The following is a 13893-nucleotide window of genomic DNA, read 5'->3' on the forward strand; positions in this document are numbered from 1 at the left end:
AAGATACTATACTATCTATAATCAATTAAAAGATAGTTTACAAACCCTTATGAAAACCCTCGGCGAGCTCTCCTCCATTCTGCGGCAGGCTAAAGACAGGCTAGCGCTGTCTGTGGTTAGCATGACCCGTGAAAGCGGCCTGACGGCCGTCACTATTCGCGGCGTTCTTTCGGGGAGAAGCGATCCCCGCCTCAGTACCTTGATGACCATTGCCGATCAGTTGGGGCTGGAGGTGATGCTGCTGCCAAAAAACATGGCTGCATCGATTGCCGCCAAACCGCCGGTTGAAGACGAGATCCAAAGCCTGGTCGCAGCCGCACTGGCGCGACAAGGGAGCAAGTAATGAACCTGAGCGCCCTGGATATTTTTATCGCTGAACGTCAGGTTGGCGTCCTTTTCCAATATGGCGACATGGTGCGTTTCCAGGTTGATCCGGCTTACGCCCAAGACCCGCAACGTCCCACGTTGTCACTGTCGATGCGCGCAGCCACGCCGCAACAGGATATGGCGCTGCTGCTTAATCCGCTGGCGGCCATATTCAACTCGCCGGGACAAATGCGCTTACCTGCATTTTTCCAGAATCTGCTACCGGAAGGCGTCTTGCGCAAGCAAATCGCACTGGAGCGGCATTGTGCGGAAGACAATCACTTTGAACTGCTGGCGGCTTGCGGCCGCGACCTGCCAGGCGCAGTGCGCACCATCCCGACCAAACTAACCCGCGCCACCATGACGCAGTTGGTGACACAAGACAAGGAAGCAATCGAAGAAAGCGTCATCGCAGCGCCGCTGGTCGATGGCGTCTCGATTTCCGGCATGCAGCCAAAGCTGGCCCTGATCCGCGAGGGCGGCCGCTATGTCAGCCGGACCCGTCATAAAGATGCCCACATCATCGGCAAACTGCCGACCACGCAATACGATCACCTGCCCGAAGTCGAACATTTGTCGCTGCAGCTGGCGCAAGCCGCTGGCGTGACCGTGTGCGAAGCCAGCCTGCAGCCATTGGCGGCGATCATGGCAGAACACCCCTATGCGGCAGAAGAAAGCCAGCAATTTCTTGCCGTCCAGCGCTTCGACCGCGACCAGCCGGGACGCTTGCATGTAGAGGATTTTTGCCAGATTCTCGGCGTCGATCCGGATAAAAAATATACCGGTGCAACCTATGCCGACATGGCGCTGGTCATGCAGGCGGTACCTGGCCTGGGGGAAGCGGCATGCCATGAATTGCTACGCCGCATTACGGTCAATGAGCTGATCGGCAACTATGATGCCCACCTGAAAAATTTTGGTATCCGCTATCTGGCGGACGGCCAGATCGAATTCTCTCCGGCCTACGATGTAGTGGCGTACAGCGTCTATCTGAACGGCAGCGGCCATGCGCTCAAGTTTGCGGAAGGCCAGGCCAGGCGCTCCTTTTTGTCGCCGCAAACCCTGCGTTCGTTCGCCAATCGCAGCGGCATGCTGGAGCCGCCGCTGCGCCAGGTGATTTCCGATGTCTGCAAAAAAGCCATGCAAACCTGGCCCGACCTGATCGCCGCCAGCCAATTGTTGCCGCATCAAAAAAACCGGCTGACCGACTACTTCTTGGGGCGCGACATCATCGCCGGTTTGCGCAAGCGGCAGGCCAGGCTCGCTACGGGCTAGTCCGCTATTCTTTTGGAGGCAGCTGCTAACCAACTGCCAAAATCCGCTAATATCAACCCTCTTTCTTCCTCCCTCGTTCAAGGACAAGCAATGCCAGTAACTGCAGCTCTAGCCCAACCAGGAATTCTTCAGCCACTTCCGCCTCTCGGCCGTTCGCTCACATTTCGCCTTACAGGCGCCGATCCGCGCATGGCGCTGGCGCGGCTGCGCGATGCATTCGAGGCGGACTGGGGCATTGTCGGCCTGGGACTGCCTTTGATCGAGGCGTTAGACCAACATGTCTCCGGCCTGCGCGTGTTCCCGGCGCTGGAAGGCAACGGTTGCAATGCGCCGTCGAGCCAGCAAGCTTTGTGGATTTTGTTGCGCGGCGATGAGCGCAGCACACTGTTCGAGCGCACCGCGCAACTGACGGCCTTACTGGCTGATGCGCTGGTGCTGGACGATGCGCTGGACACGTTCCGCTATCGCGACAACCGCGACCTGACCGGCTATGAAGACGGCACTGAAAATCCACAGGATAGCGCCGCGGTAGCTGCGGCATTGGTGGCGGAAGGCGTGGGCCGCCAAGGTTCAAGCTATGTTGCGGTACAACGCTGGATTCACGATTTGCAGCGCTTCCGCACTTTCCCTGCGGCGCAGCGCGACGCCACGATCGGTCGCCAGATCAGCGACAACGAGGAAATCGAGGACGCCCCTGAATCGGCGCACGTCAAGCGTACCGCGCAAGAAAGCTTTACGCCCGAGGCTTACATGGTGCGGCACTCCATGCCTTGGGATAACGGTATCAAGCAAGGCACTGAATTCATCGCTTTCGGCGAGTCCAGTGACCGCTTTGAAAACGTCCTGCGCCGCATGCTAGGCCATGAGGACGACATCGTCGATGCGCTGTTCAGTTTTTCGCGGCCGGTCACCGGCGGCTATTACTGGTGCCCGCCACGCCAAGGTGACCGCCTCGACTTACGTAGCATCGCTATCTAAAGCGACATGGACGCCATCCAGCTCTCGTTACCGGCGGCGCGCGCCCTGCAACTGGCGGCGCAAGGCTTGCTGAATCCTCCGCGCAGGAAAGCCGTCAAACAGGACGTTCTGGCTACCATTCGCCAGATGGGCGTCTTGCAAATCGACACTATCCATGTGGTGGCGCGCAGTCCTTACCTAGTGCTGTGGAGCCGGCTCGGCAGTTATCCGCAGAGCTGGCTGGAAGAGTTGCTGGAAGAACGTCAATTGTTCGAATACTGGGCGCATGAAGCCAGTTTCCTGCCGATAGAGGATTACGGCCTGTTCCGGCACCGCATGATCGATCCCGGCTCCATGGGCTGGAAGTATTCGGCCAAATGGATGCATGAACATCGCGCCACTATTGAGAAGCTGCTGGAACACATCCGCGACAACGGGCCGGTGCGCTCGGCGGATTTCAAGCGCACCGACGGCAAAGGCGGCGGCTGGTGGGAATGGAAACCGGAGAAGCGTTCGCTCGAAGTCTTGTTCACCGCCGGCAGGCTGATGATCGCCAAGCGCCACAACTTTCATCGGATTTACGACCTGGCCGAACGTATCTTGCCGGACTGGGACGATGCCCGCATGCCCTCCAACGACGATACCCAGCGCACTCTGCTGCTCAAGGCCGTGCAAGCACTGGGCTTGGCCAAAGCCAACTGGATGGGGGATTATTTCCGCACCGCCAAGAGCCGTCCTAACCCGGATCCGGAAACCCTGGTGGCAGATGGCAGCTTGCTTCGGGCTAGCGTGGAAGGCTGGCAGCAGCCGGTTTATATACATCCGGCGCATCGGGAATTAGCCCTGGCCGCCGCTGCGGGCCAGCTGAAGCCAACCACCACCAGCCTGCTCTCGCCTTTCGATCCGCTGGTATGGGACCGCAAGCGCGCGCTGGAACTGTTTAATTTCGATTACCGGCTGGAGTGCTATACACCCGCGGCCAAGCGCAGCTACGGTTATTTCACGCTGCCGATCCTGCATCGCGGCGCGCTAGCCGGGCGGCTTGATGCCAAAGCCCATCGCAGCGAAGGCATCTTCGAGGTCAAGGCGCTGTACCTGGAAGCCGATACGCGCCAGACCCAAAGGCTCGCCACCGAACTGGCCGCAACTCTGCAACGTTTCGCCGATTGGCATGGCACCCCGCAGGTAGTCATCAACAAATGCACGCCACGTACGTTTCGCAACATGCTGAAAGCGGCTCTGGCCTGAATCTCACTCTCTGCTACCAACCGGTGTTGAGCAGACTCTTATCGGCACCGAGGCCAAAGGCCTCGGGCCGGCCGATGCCGTAACCTTGGGCAAAATCGACGCCGATTTCGGTCAGCGTACCGATAATCCGCTCATTGACGGCAAATTCGGCAATCGTTTGCTTGCCCATCAGATGGCCGATCTTGTTGATCGCCTCCACCATCGCATAGTCGGTCGGACTGTTCAGCATGTCTTTTACGAAACCGCCGTCGATCTTGATGAAGTCGACAGGCAGGTTTTTCAGGTAGGCAAACGACGACATGCCGGCGCCAAAGTCATCCAGTGCAAAGCGATAACCCATGCTTCTCAGTTCCTGGATAAAGTGCGCGGCCTTGGCAAAATTGGCAATGGCGCTAGTTTCGGTAATTTCAAAGCAGATGATTTCAGGTGTGATGCCAAATTTCACTTGCTGCTCCTGCACGAAATGCAGGAAGTTATTGTCGCCTATGCTGGTGCCTGAAAGATTGATGGCGCAAGTTTGTATATCCAGCCCCCGCCCTTGTTTTTTCATCTTGGCGAGGGTGGCGAACACGGTGGCGACTACCCAGCGGTCGATGGCTGGCATCAGGTTATAACGTTCTGCGGCAGGAATGAAGACCATCGGCAACACCAGGTTGTCATCCTTGTCCAGCATCCGCAGCAAGATCTCAAAATGCACACCGTGGCTGGTTTTTTGGCCCAAGGCCACGATTTCTTGCGAGAACAGGCAGAATCGTTCATGAGTGAGGGCTTCGTTGATACGGGTGATCCATTCCATCTCTCCATGCCGTATCGACAGCTCGCTGTCGTCCAGGCGGTACTCATGCACCCGGTTGCGGCCCTTTTCCTTGGCCAGGTAACAGGCAGCATCGACCGCACTCATGATCTGGCCCAGAGTATGCATTTCCCCGGCCATGTTGATCAAGCCGATGCTGACGCCGATAGAGAACGGTTTGTTAGACCAGACAAACTGAAAATCGGCGACCGTTTGCCGCAATCCCTCAGCAATTCGTAGCGAATGCTCAACCGGGCAATTTTCCAGCAGCACGCCGAATTCGTCGCCGCCCAGGCGAGCGATGGTGTCGGTATCGCGCAAACGCTGCTTCAGCAACACGCTTACCTGTCGGATGAGCTCGTCGCCGGCGGCATGGCCGCACGTGTCGTTGACCACCTTGAACTGATCGAGATCCAGATACAGCACCGCGTGCTGGCGCTGCTGGTCGCGCGAGGTAATCATCGCCACGGTCAAGCGCCGCTCGAACTCGCGCCGGTTGATCAGGCCTGTAAGTTCATCGTGGCTAGCTTGGTAGGAAAGTTGCGCCGCATATTCCCTGTCCTTGCTGACGTCATGCAGTACCAGCACGGTGCCGATGGTCTCGCCGCTCAGGTTGCGGATAGGCTCGGCCGACAGATTGACAGCAACCTCGCTGCCGTCGTCGCAGACCAGTAACAGATTGGAAGCGTTATCAACCGGCATGCTGTTATCGAGAATCTGGTGAATCAAGTCCGGCACCCTGTTACCGGATGCTTCCCCCACCACATTCAGGATTTTTTCCAGCGGCAGGCCGCGCGCCGACGCCAACGTCCACCGGGTGAGTATTTCCGCAGTGGGGTTCAGATATTCGACCAGGCCGTCGGTGCTCAGCGTGATCACGGCTTCGCCAATCGACTCCAGCGTCACCTGGGCGCGTTCCTTGGCTGCATATAACTGCTCTTCGGACCGCTTGCGAGCGGTAATGTCGGTAAATGAACCGGCCATGCGCACCGGCTTGCCGGCTGAATTGCTGGTGGACTGCGCGCAAGAGCGTACCCACCGCAACTCTCCCGATTTGGTGACCACACGGAATTCAATGTCGCACGGTGAGTTATCGTGCAAATGCGAAGTCAGCTTGGCGCGCACCGCGTCCAGGTCCGAGGGGTAGATACAGTTAAGGAATTGCAACGGCGTCGGCTCGTCGTCTTCCAGGGTGTAGCCCAGCAATTCCTTCAGGCGCGGCGAATAGTAAATATTGTCGGCCTGGATATCCCAGTCCCACAAACCGTCGTTGCTACCCAGCATGGCCAACTGCAATCGTTCCTCGCTAATCTTCAACGCCTCCTTAAACTGATCGCTCTTGATCAAGATGAAACGGGAAATCCAGCTGCCAAAAATCATCAACGCAATAGCAATCGCCAGCGTTGCAAACAACAGCAAACGCTGGACGCTGCGCGAAGACTCACCCAAGCTGGCGGAAAAGCGCAATTCCAACGGCGTCAAACGGGCATCTATCTCGCGGATCCGGGCAATACTGGCGATCATCGCCACCGGATCAGGATTACCGGCGGCAATCGCCGTGTGCAAGCGGCTGGCCTCAAGGCTCAACTGCTGGATCAAGCCGTCGCCAATCTTCCAATTCGCCACCGGTTCGGCGAGCAGGCTGAAATTCTTGAAATTGCGGTACAGGCTGATGATGCCGTCGATATCGTCGGGATGATTACCACCCGCCAGGAAACCCTGACGCACCACCTCCATGTCCGGATTTGGCTTATCCAGTTCATCGCGGGCACGCTGATCGCCCATCGGCACCGCAAGCGCCTTCAGGACTTTCTGGTAATCGGCGTCGCTCTGCGTGACGGCATATTGATTCAGATGGAATACCGCTTCCTTCTGCGCCTTCGACCAGAGGCTCTCGCCGCCGACAAAAGCCCGCACGGAAGACAGGATATTCATGCTGAACGCCAGTAATCCCACCATCAGGGCGACGATGGCCAGAAAAGGCAAAATCACCTTAATCCAGCGCAAGCCGCCATCCAACGTCAAAAATTTCTTCAATCGCTGCATCACAAGACCTCGCTGTAACAGTTACACCGTCAGAAAGCTTTAGCGGAATTGGAGGTAGTGCAAAAAAAGAAACTACTTGAAACCTTGGTACGAATACCTCATCATACGACCAATAGTTTCCTTTTAGCAAGTTCATCCTGCGCTATCGTGAAATGCGTCAAACATGAGCCGGGTGTCCTGAGGTGTCCTGCAGTGTCCTTATGTACCGGCCGCCAAAAACGGCTACAAAACAGGTACAAACCGTGGCTGGAAAAAACCTGCCGGCTAGCGCAAAATTGTCTGAACGTTACCTATATGCTCCGTGCTACCATCAGCGGTTTGCCATCTTTCCCCTGATTTCCCCATGACCCAGTCTTTACTCGTCGATAGTGTGGCCGCCAACAGTTTTTCTACCCACCCCGACATCTTGCATGGGGCTGCGCAAGCCGAACTGATACGCGATGAAGTACTGGCCGATCTGCTGGAGGCAACTGCCGCACGCCTGCCGCAGCAGACCGCCCTTATATTCGGCGAACGCAAGCTGACCTATCAAGAACTCGACCAACGCGCGAACCTTGTGGCTTCCGCTCTGATCGGCGCCGGCGTCCTCCCCGGCCAGATCGTCGGACTGTGGTTACCGCGCGGCATCGATCTGCTGGTCATGCAAGCCGGCATCGCCAAAGCCGGCGCCGCCTGGCTGCCGCTGGATGCCGATACGCCGGTCGAGCGTATCGCCGTCTGCCTGGAAGACGCCAATTCGCCGGGAATCGTCAGTTGCGAACAGTTTGCACCGCGCCTGGAAAATCTCAGTTGCAGCGTATGGACCGCCGAGCTGCTGCTGACGCCATCCGCCGCGCCGTTATTGCGCCGTCAAAATGTACAGCGCAGCGATCCGGCTTATGTGATCTATACCTCGGGCTCCACCGGCAAGCCGAAAGGCATCGCCATTACCCAAGGCGCCATCTGCCATTTCTTGCGCAGTGAGAATTCAGTGCTCGGCGTCAGCGACCGCGATCGTGTCTACCAGGGGTTTTCGGTTGCCTTCGACATGTCGTTCGAAGAAATCTGGATCAGCTATCTGGTGGGTGCGACGCTCTGGATCGCACCGAAGGAAGTGGCGTCAGACCCTGAAGCCCTGCCACTGGCGCTGAGCGCCAACGGCGTCACCGTATTGCATGCAGTGCCGACCTTACTGGCCCTGTTCAATCAGGATGTACCGAGCTTGCGCATTATTAATCTGGGCGGTGAAATGTGCCCGGAATCGCTGGTCAGCCGGTGGGCCAAACCTGAAGCGGGCCGGCATATCTTCAACACCTACGGCCCGACCGAAGCCACCGTATCGGCCAGCCTGGCAGAACTACGCGCCAACGAACCGGTGACGATTGGCCGGCCCTTGCCCAATTACGGCCTGCTGGTCATCAATCCTGCCGTAGAAAAAGGCTTGATCCTGCTGCCGCGCGGTGAAGTCGGCGAATTGTGCATCACCGGCCCCGGCGTCGCTGAAGGCTATCTGGGGCGCCCCGAGCTGACTGCAGAAAAATTCCTGCCCAACCCGTGGTCAAGCGGCGCCCATGATCGCCGTTTGTACCGCACCGGCGACCTGGCGCGGATCGAAACCGATGGCCGGGTCCAGTGCCTGGGCCGCACTGACGACCAGGTAAAGATTCGCGGCTTCCGGGTCGAACTGGGCGAAATCGAGGAAGTCCTGGCACGCCAGCCCGGCGTCGGCACCGTAGCTGTGGTGCTGCGCCAGGAAGACGGCATCGACCAGCTGATCGCATTCATCGTGCCGGAAAGCGGCGCTGAAGTAGCGCCAGCGGCCTTGCGCACTGCCCTCGGCGAACGCTTGCCGCCCTACATGGTCCCCGGCTTCTTTGAACCCATGACGGAAATGCCGCGCCTGACATCTGGCAAGATCGACCGCAAGGCACTTAAAGCACGGCCTTTGGCGGCACCGCTTGCAGGAAGCGCAGGCGTCGGTTCGGATAATGCAGAAACGCCTGCTGAAGTAGCGTTGTTCGCGGCATTGAACAAATTATTCCCGGGCCAGCCGATCCAACGCAGCGCCGATTTCTTTAACGACCTCGGCGGCCATTCGTTGTTCGCAGCCAAACTCGCCTCCGCCTTGCGCGCCGATCCGGCTTTCGCCCATGTGACGGTGCGCGACATCTACATGAACCGCACCATTGGCCGTATCGCCCAGGTGCTGGCGGAGCCGCCGGCCGCCAGCATCGGCGTCGATACCAGCTGGAGCGCGCCGTCGGACTGGAAACGCTGGATATGTGGCGCGGCGCAGGCCGCTGCCGTGCCATGGCTGGTGGCGATGCGCATGATGCAATGGCTGGCGCCGTTCTTTACCTATCACTTCTTCACCGGCGACCCGGGCGATTCCATCGCACTTGCAATTGTGGTCTCGGTCGGCGTCTTCCTGCTGGCGACCTTATTCGAATTCGGTATCGCGATCGCCGCCAAATGGCTGATCGCAGGACGCCTGAAACCCGGCCGCTATCCGCTCTGGGGCCTGACCTACTACCGCTGGTGGCTGACGGACCGGCTGATTGAAGCAGCGCCGGCCTATCTGCTGAGCGGCTCGTCAATATATAGCTGGTGGCTGAGAGCTCTGGGCGCGAAGATCGGCGCGGAAGTCATCATCGGCTCCATGACCTTGCGAGCCCACGACTTGCTGGTGATCGAAGACGGCGTCAGTGTCGGCAATGCCGTCAACTTCGAAAACGCCCGGGTCGAACATGGCGAGCTGCTGCTCGGCACCATCGTGCTGGAACGCGAAAGCTGTGTCGGCTCCTACGTGGTATTGGAAGGCAATACGCGGGTCGGCGCCTTCGGCCATCTGGAAGGCCAGACTGCCCTGAGCGAAGGCCAGGCAGTCCCAGCCAACCGCATCTGGACCGGTTCGCCGGCGCGTGACATCGGTGCTTTTGATCCGGTGACTAAACCAGCACGGCCGCCGGTTTCGCGGCGTCGCCAAATGAGCGAATCGGCGTTTTTCCTGTTCGGCGCGCTGTTGATCACCACCTTGTTCTTCATGCCGGTCTTCCCCAGCTTCATCCTGATCGACTGGCTGGACGACACCGATAAATACCCTTGGCTGCAAAGTAATACGGTGGCATTCCAGTTGACCAAATATTTTGTGCTGGCGTTTCCGGCGACCGCTATCCTGATTGTCTGCACCGCCCTGCTCTCGGCCGGCATCCGCTGGAGCCTGCTGCCGCGCATGCGAGCCGGCAGCTGGCCGGTACGCAGCAATGTGTACTGCAGCAAATGGCTGGTCAACCAGATCCAGGAATCGAGCCTGAGTGTGTTGCACGGCGTCTATGCAACAGTGTACGCGCCGCTCTGGTATCGTCTGCTGGGCGCAAAAATCGGCCGTCACGCCGAGATCTCGACCGCGCTCGGCGTGGTGCCGGACATGCTGACCCTTGGCGACGACACATTTATCGCCGATGCCGTCCTGCTGGGCGACGAACAGATCGACGGCGGCTGGATCACCATGAAACCCACCGTGATTTCACGCCGCAGTTTTGTCGGCAACGGCGCTTACGTACCCGATGGCACCATCTTGCCGGAAAACGTTCTGATCGGCGTCCACTCGCGGGTACCGGACAACGGCAAGATGCAGCCGGGCGATACCTGGCTCGGTTCGCCGCCTATCAACTTACCGGCGCGCGAAGAAACCAGCGGTTTCCCGGAACACCTGACATTCCGTCCTTCCCGCAGACGACGTCTGGGACGCTCCCTGGTCGAGGGTTTCCGCATCGTCTCGCCGCATGCGATCGTGATCGCGGTCGGCTATACCGTGGTGCTGAACCTGATGCCGCTGGCCGGCGCCGGCCAATGGGGCGAAGTCATCTCTTTGCTGACCACTGCCGGCCTGTCCTACGGCATCGGCACCTTTATCTTTATCGCAGGGCTCAAATGGCTGCTGCTGGGACGCTACAAAAAACGCAGCGTGCCGATGTGGACGCCATTCGTCTGGCTGTCGGAAGGCGTCACCAATCTGTATGAAGGGATTGCGATACCGAATTTCATGAATTATCTACGCGGTACGCCATGGCTGCCGTTGGCGTTCAACCTGCTTGGCTGCCGTATCGGCCGTGGGGTCTACATGAACACGACCGACATTACCGAATTCGATTGCGTCAGCATCGGCGACTACAGCGAACTGAATGCCCAGGCTTGCCCGCAGACCCATCTGTTCGAAGACCGGGTCATGAAAATCGACCACGTCACTATCGGCAGCCGCGTCTACATGGGACCGCGCAGCTTCGTGCTGTATGGCGCCACAGTGGGCGATAACGCTAAACTGGGCGCCTTGACCCTGGTAATGAAAGGCGAATCGATTCCGGCCGAGTCAAACTGGCGCGGCTGCCCGGCAGCGCCAGCCCGCGCCTGACAATCTGAAGGGTAATCTTATGCAAATACGCCAAGCCGCTATCAGTGATTACCCCAAGATCGTCAAGCTGCAACTGGAAAATACGCCGGGACAACTGAGCGATGCCGAAAAACTGCAAGGTTTTGTGGTCTCCGACATGGATGAGCAGCAATTTGCTGCGATCAATCAGGCGCTGGGAATCCTGGTGGCCATGGATGGTGACCAGTTGGCGGGCTTTGTTTGCATGGTGCCGCTTGCAATGCAGCCGCGCCATCCAGTGGTAGACGCCATGCTGGCTACCTTTGCCAATCAGCAGTTTGATGGCAAGACGCTGCTGCAACAACGCGTGTTTGTGTATGGCCCGGTGTGTATCGGCAAACAATGGCGCGGCCAAGGGGTTTTGCAAAAGCTGTTTGCCGCCGTGAAGGCGCATACCTGTGCGGACTACGATCTCGGCGCAGCATTTATCGACGATCGCAATCCGCATTCGCTGGCAGCGCATGTGCAGGGCTTGAAAATGACGGCGCTGAAACCGTTCAGCTGCAAGGAGCAAAACTACCAGCTGGTGGTTTTTCCCACTACAACGTAATAGATTTGGGCGGCCCCATACCGGGCTATGTCGCCTCACCCCGATTCGTCATGCCAATACGCTCAGGGTTGCGCTTGTTCGCGTTCTCGTAGCAATCGCTCCAGCAGGAGGTGCATGCATGCCACGGCGCTCCAGCGTATCAGCTTCCTCACCCAGTGCACGAAACGGCTCCGGAAAACAAAAAAACCGCATAAACAATGATGTTTATGCGGTTTCTCTACACTTCTCACACCAGTTTCCTGGTGCCCACGGAGGGACTCGAACCCCCACACCTTGCGGCACATGGACCTGAACCATGCGCGTCTACCAATTCCGCCACGTGGGCCGTAATGCGAAGCCCAGTAAGGCTTGCTGCAATCGCGAAGACAGAATAATAAGGCAACACGATAGCTTTGGTCAATCAAAGTTTGCAACTTTATTTGAGTTCAGCAATAAAACAATTGAATAATTGGGGTCAGAGTCGAATTATTTGATCTAATCGCCGCGAGCCTTGCTCTGCTGTCGCATTCCATCATAAAACAAGAAATCAGCGCTGCAGCATCCACTCATGCGCCGGATCGTTCTTGAAATACCACTCCCGCTTAGGACCTGCCATTACGTTCAGGTAGTAGTTGTCATAGCCATGCGGTGCCACGACTGGATGATAACCCCGCGGCACCATGACGACATCGTGGTTCTCCACCGCCATTGCTTCGTCCAGCGAACGGTCATCGGTGTACACGCGCTGGAAAGCAAAGCCTTGCGGCGGATTCAGGCGATGATAATAGGTCTCTTCGAGGAAGCTCTCTTGCGGCAGGTTATCGGTATCGTGCTTGTGTGGCGGATAGCTGGACGAATGACCACCAGGCGTCACCACCTCCACCACCAGCAAGTGATCGGCCGGTTCGGTTTGCGGCAAGATATCGCAGACATAACGCGTATTGCTACCCTGCCCGCGTATCGAACGCCTGGTCATGCCCGGCTCGATCAGCCTTCCGCTCAGGTCGCCATTTCCCGGCGCGCTGCAGAGGGCAATTTCGGCTTCCTTATGCGCGCTGATGGTGACCGCATGATGGTGCGGCACATAAACTGAATAAGGTGACATTTCTTCAAACACGCTGTCGCGCTCGCCGATTTCCTTCCAGACATCGTCGCCCGCCTGCACACTGACGACTCCGCGCAACACCACGATACACACCTCGCGCTCAGCGCTGTCAAAACGTATTCGCTCTTCCGCCGCCAGCCTGTAGGCGGCAAAGCCAACAAAATTCCAGTTCGCCGATTGTGGCGTGACGCTGACAATTTCCCGTCCTTGCGGCTGTCCCTTGACTAGCAATCTCATGTTGCCTCCTGATGCAGGTCAGCGCTGGCCTCAATCTCGCGCACCAGGGTGGCCAGATGCCGATAACCCATGTCGGCATATTGGTAGCTGGGCGCCACAGCAGGATCTTGCTCGGCTTCCACCACCAGCCAGCCTTCATAATCATGTTGATACAGCAAACGCAGCAAGCCGCCGAAATTGATCGCGCCGTCACCCGGCACCGTAAAGGCGCCGTTGATCACGGCCTGCAAAAAACTCCAATTGCCGTTGCGCGCCATCCTGACCACTGCCGGCCGCACATCCTTGCAATGCACATGCGATACGCGCTTGATGTGTTTTTCCAGCACCGCCAGCGGATCGCCGCCGGCAAACGTGATGTGGCCGCTATCGAACAGCAAGCCGACCTCGTCGCCGGTCAGCGCCATCAGACGGTCGACATCGGCTGGCGTCTCGACATATGCCCCCATGTGATGATGGTAAGACAAGCGCACGCCATGCGACAGGGTAAAGCGTGCAAACGCAGTCAGCTTGTCGGCATATTGCCGCCATTCCTGATCGTTGAGAAAGCGCGGGCGCTTGTATAGCGGATCCGGCCGCCCCTGGATCGCGTTGGCCACTTCGCCGTAGACCATCACCTTGGCGCCGTTTTCAGCCAACAACCGCAGATGCGGACCGACGGCAGCAATTTCATCTTCCAACGTCCCGGTAGCCAGCCGGCCGGAATACCAGCCAGAGACGCAGTCCAGGTTATATTTTCCCAATACCGCGGCCAACGCCGCAGGCTCTTTCGGAAATTTATTGCCCAGCTCGAAGCCCCGGTAGCCGATCTGCGCACCTTCCGATAAGGCGGTTTCCAGCGGCGTCTCGCCCCCCAGTGACGGCAAGTCATCGTTCATCCAGGAAATCGGGTTGATGCCGATTTTTACATTAAATGGTTTTGTCATCATGTT

The 13893-nt window shown here is 58.1% G+C and carries 9 protein-coding genes and 1 tRNA gene; 6 read left to right on the forward strand and 4 right to left on the reverse strand.

The genetic code is table 11. From position 1 onward, the window contains the following. The first annotated feature begins 49 nt into the window (after window positions 1-49). The 4 genes from LT85_RS26605 to LT85_RS13270 all read left to right on the forward strand — a co-directional run bounded on the left by LT85_RS26605 (window position 50) and on the right by LT85_RS13270 (window position 3846). Window positions 50-343 (forward strand): helix-turn-helix domain-containing protein, encoded by a 294-nt coding sequence (locus tag LT85_RS26605; RefSeq protein ID WP_156117520.1) that lies wholly within the window; start codon window positions 50-52, stop codon window positions 341-343. After that, a complete protein-coding gene (locus LT85_RS13260) occupies window positions 343-1641 on the forward strand; it encodes a type II toxin-antitoxin system HipA family toxin (protein ID WP_038489462.1) in 1299 nt (432 codons plus the stop codon). The genes LT85_RS26605 and LT85_RS13260 overlap by 1 nt, the downstream gene beginning before the upstream one ends. Window positions 1642-1731: 90 nt before the next feature. Then, window positions 1732-2619 carry a Dyp-type peroxidase gene (locus LT85_RS13265; RefSeq protein ID WP_038489465.1) on the forward strand — a complete coding sequence of 296 codons (888 nt, stop codon included), beginning with the start codon at window positions 1732-1734 and terminating at the stop codon, window positions 2617-2619. Between the two features lie 6 nt (window positions 2620-2625). Further along, complete coding sequence (locus LT85_RS13270) at window positions 2626-3846, forward strand: winged helix-turn-helix domain-containing protein (protein ID WP_038489468.1); 1221 nt, start codon at window positions 2626-2628, stop codon at window positions 3844-3846. Between the two features lie 13 nt (window positions 3847-3859). Here LT85_RS13270 and LT85_RS13275 read toward each other — a convergent pair whose 3' ends face one another. Continuing rightward, the gene (locus LT85_RS13275; protein WP_172656980.1) at window positions 3860-6676 is read right to left on the reverse strand and encodes an EAL domain-containing protein; all 2817 of its coding nucleotides are present in this window, start codon (window positions 6674-6676) and stop codon (window positions 3860-3862) included. Between the two features lie 352 nt (window positions 6677-7028). Between LT85_RS13275 and LT85_RS13280 the strand changes: the two genes are divergently transcribed. Both LT85_RS13280 and LT85_RS13285 read left to right on the forward strand, forming a co-directional pair. Continuing rightward, a complete protein-coding gene (locus tag LT85_RS13280) occupies window positions 7029-11075 on the forward strand; it encodes a Pls/PosA family non-ribosomal peptide synthetase (RefSeq protein WP_052135156.1) in 4047 nt (1348 codons plus the stop codon). Between the two features lie 19 nt (window positions 11076-11094). Beyond that, window positions 11095-11643: a GNAT family N-acetyltransferase gene (locus LT85_RS13285; protein ID WP_038489470.1), complete on the forward strand. Its 549-nt coding sequence runs from the start codon at window positions 11095-11097 to the stop codon at window positions 11641-11643. 240 nt (window positions 11644-11883) lie between these two features. On the opposite strand, the gene LT85_RS13290 is transcribed toward LT85_RS13285, so the two are convergent. The 3 genes from LT85_RS13290 to iolE all read right to left on the reverse strand — a co-directional run bounded on the left by LT85_RS13290 (window position 11884) and on the right by iolE (window position 13887). After that, window positions 11884-11968, reverse strand: a tRNA-Leu gene (locus tag LT85_RS13290). Window positions 11969-12169: 201 nt separating this feature from the next. Continuing rightward, entirely contained in the window at window positions 12170-12964 is a 795-nt protein-coding gene (iolB, locus tag LT85_RS13295) for a 5-deoxy-glucuronate isomerase (protein WP_038489472.1), read from the reverse strand. Then, window positions 12961-13887 carry a myo-inosose-2 dehydratase gene (gene iolE, locus LT85_RS13300; protein WP_038496141.1) on the reverse strand — a complete coding sequence of 309 codons (927 nt, stop codon included), beginning with the start codon at window positions 13885-13887 and terminating at the stop codon, window positions 12961-12963. Before iolE ends, iolB begins: the two co-directional genes overlap by 4 nt. Window positions 13888-13893 lie beyond the last annotated feature (6 nt).

The organism is Collimonas arenae (genome assembly GCF_000786695.1).
In the GTDB taxonomy this organism is placed as follows: Bacteria; Pseudomonadota; Gammaproteobacteria; order Burkholderiales; family Burkholderiaceae_D; genus Collimonas; species Collimonas arenae_A.

What these genes read in the sequence shown, in the direction of transcription:
- LT85_RS26605 (WP_156117520.1), top strand. Translation starts at nt 50, where the DNA reads ATGAAAACCCTCGGCGAGCTCTCCTCCATTCTGCGGCAGGCTAAAGAC.
- LT85_RS13260 (WP_038489462.1), top strand. Translation starts at nt 343, where the DNA reads ATGAACCTGAGCGCCCTGGATATTTTTATCGCTGAACGTCAGGTTGGC.
- LT85_RS13265 (WP_038489465.1), top strand. Translation starts at nt 1,732, where the DNA reads ATGCCAGTAACTGCAGCTCTAGCCCAACCAGGAATTCTTCAGCCACTT.
- LT85_RS13270 (WP_038489468.1), top strand. Translation starts at nt 2,626, where the DNA reads ATGGACGCCATCCAGCTCTCGTTACCGGCGGCGCGCGCCCTGCAACTG.
- LT85_RS13280 (WP_052135156.1), top strand. Translation starts at nt 7,029, where the DNA reads ATGACCCAGTCTTTACTCGTCGATAGTGTGGCCGCCAACAGTTTTTCT.
- LT85_RS13285 (WP_038489470.1), top strand. Translation starts at nt 11,095, where the DNA reads ATGCAAATACGCCAAGCCGCTATCAGTGATTACCCCAAGATCGTCAAG.
- iolB (WP_038489472.1), bottom strand. Translation starts at nt 12,964, where the DNA reads ATGAGATTGCTAGTCAAGGGACAGCCGCAAGGACGGGAAATTGTCAGC.
- iolE (WP_038496141.1), bottom strand. Translation starts at nt 13,887, where the DNA reads ATGACAAAACCATTTAATGTAAAAATCGGCATCAACCCGATTTCCTGG.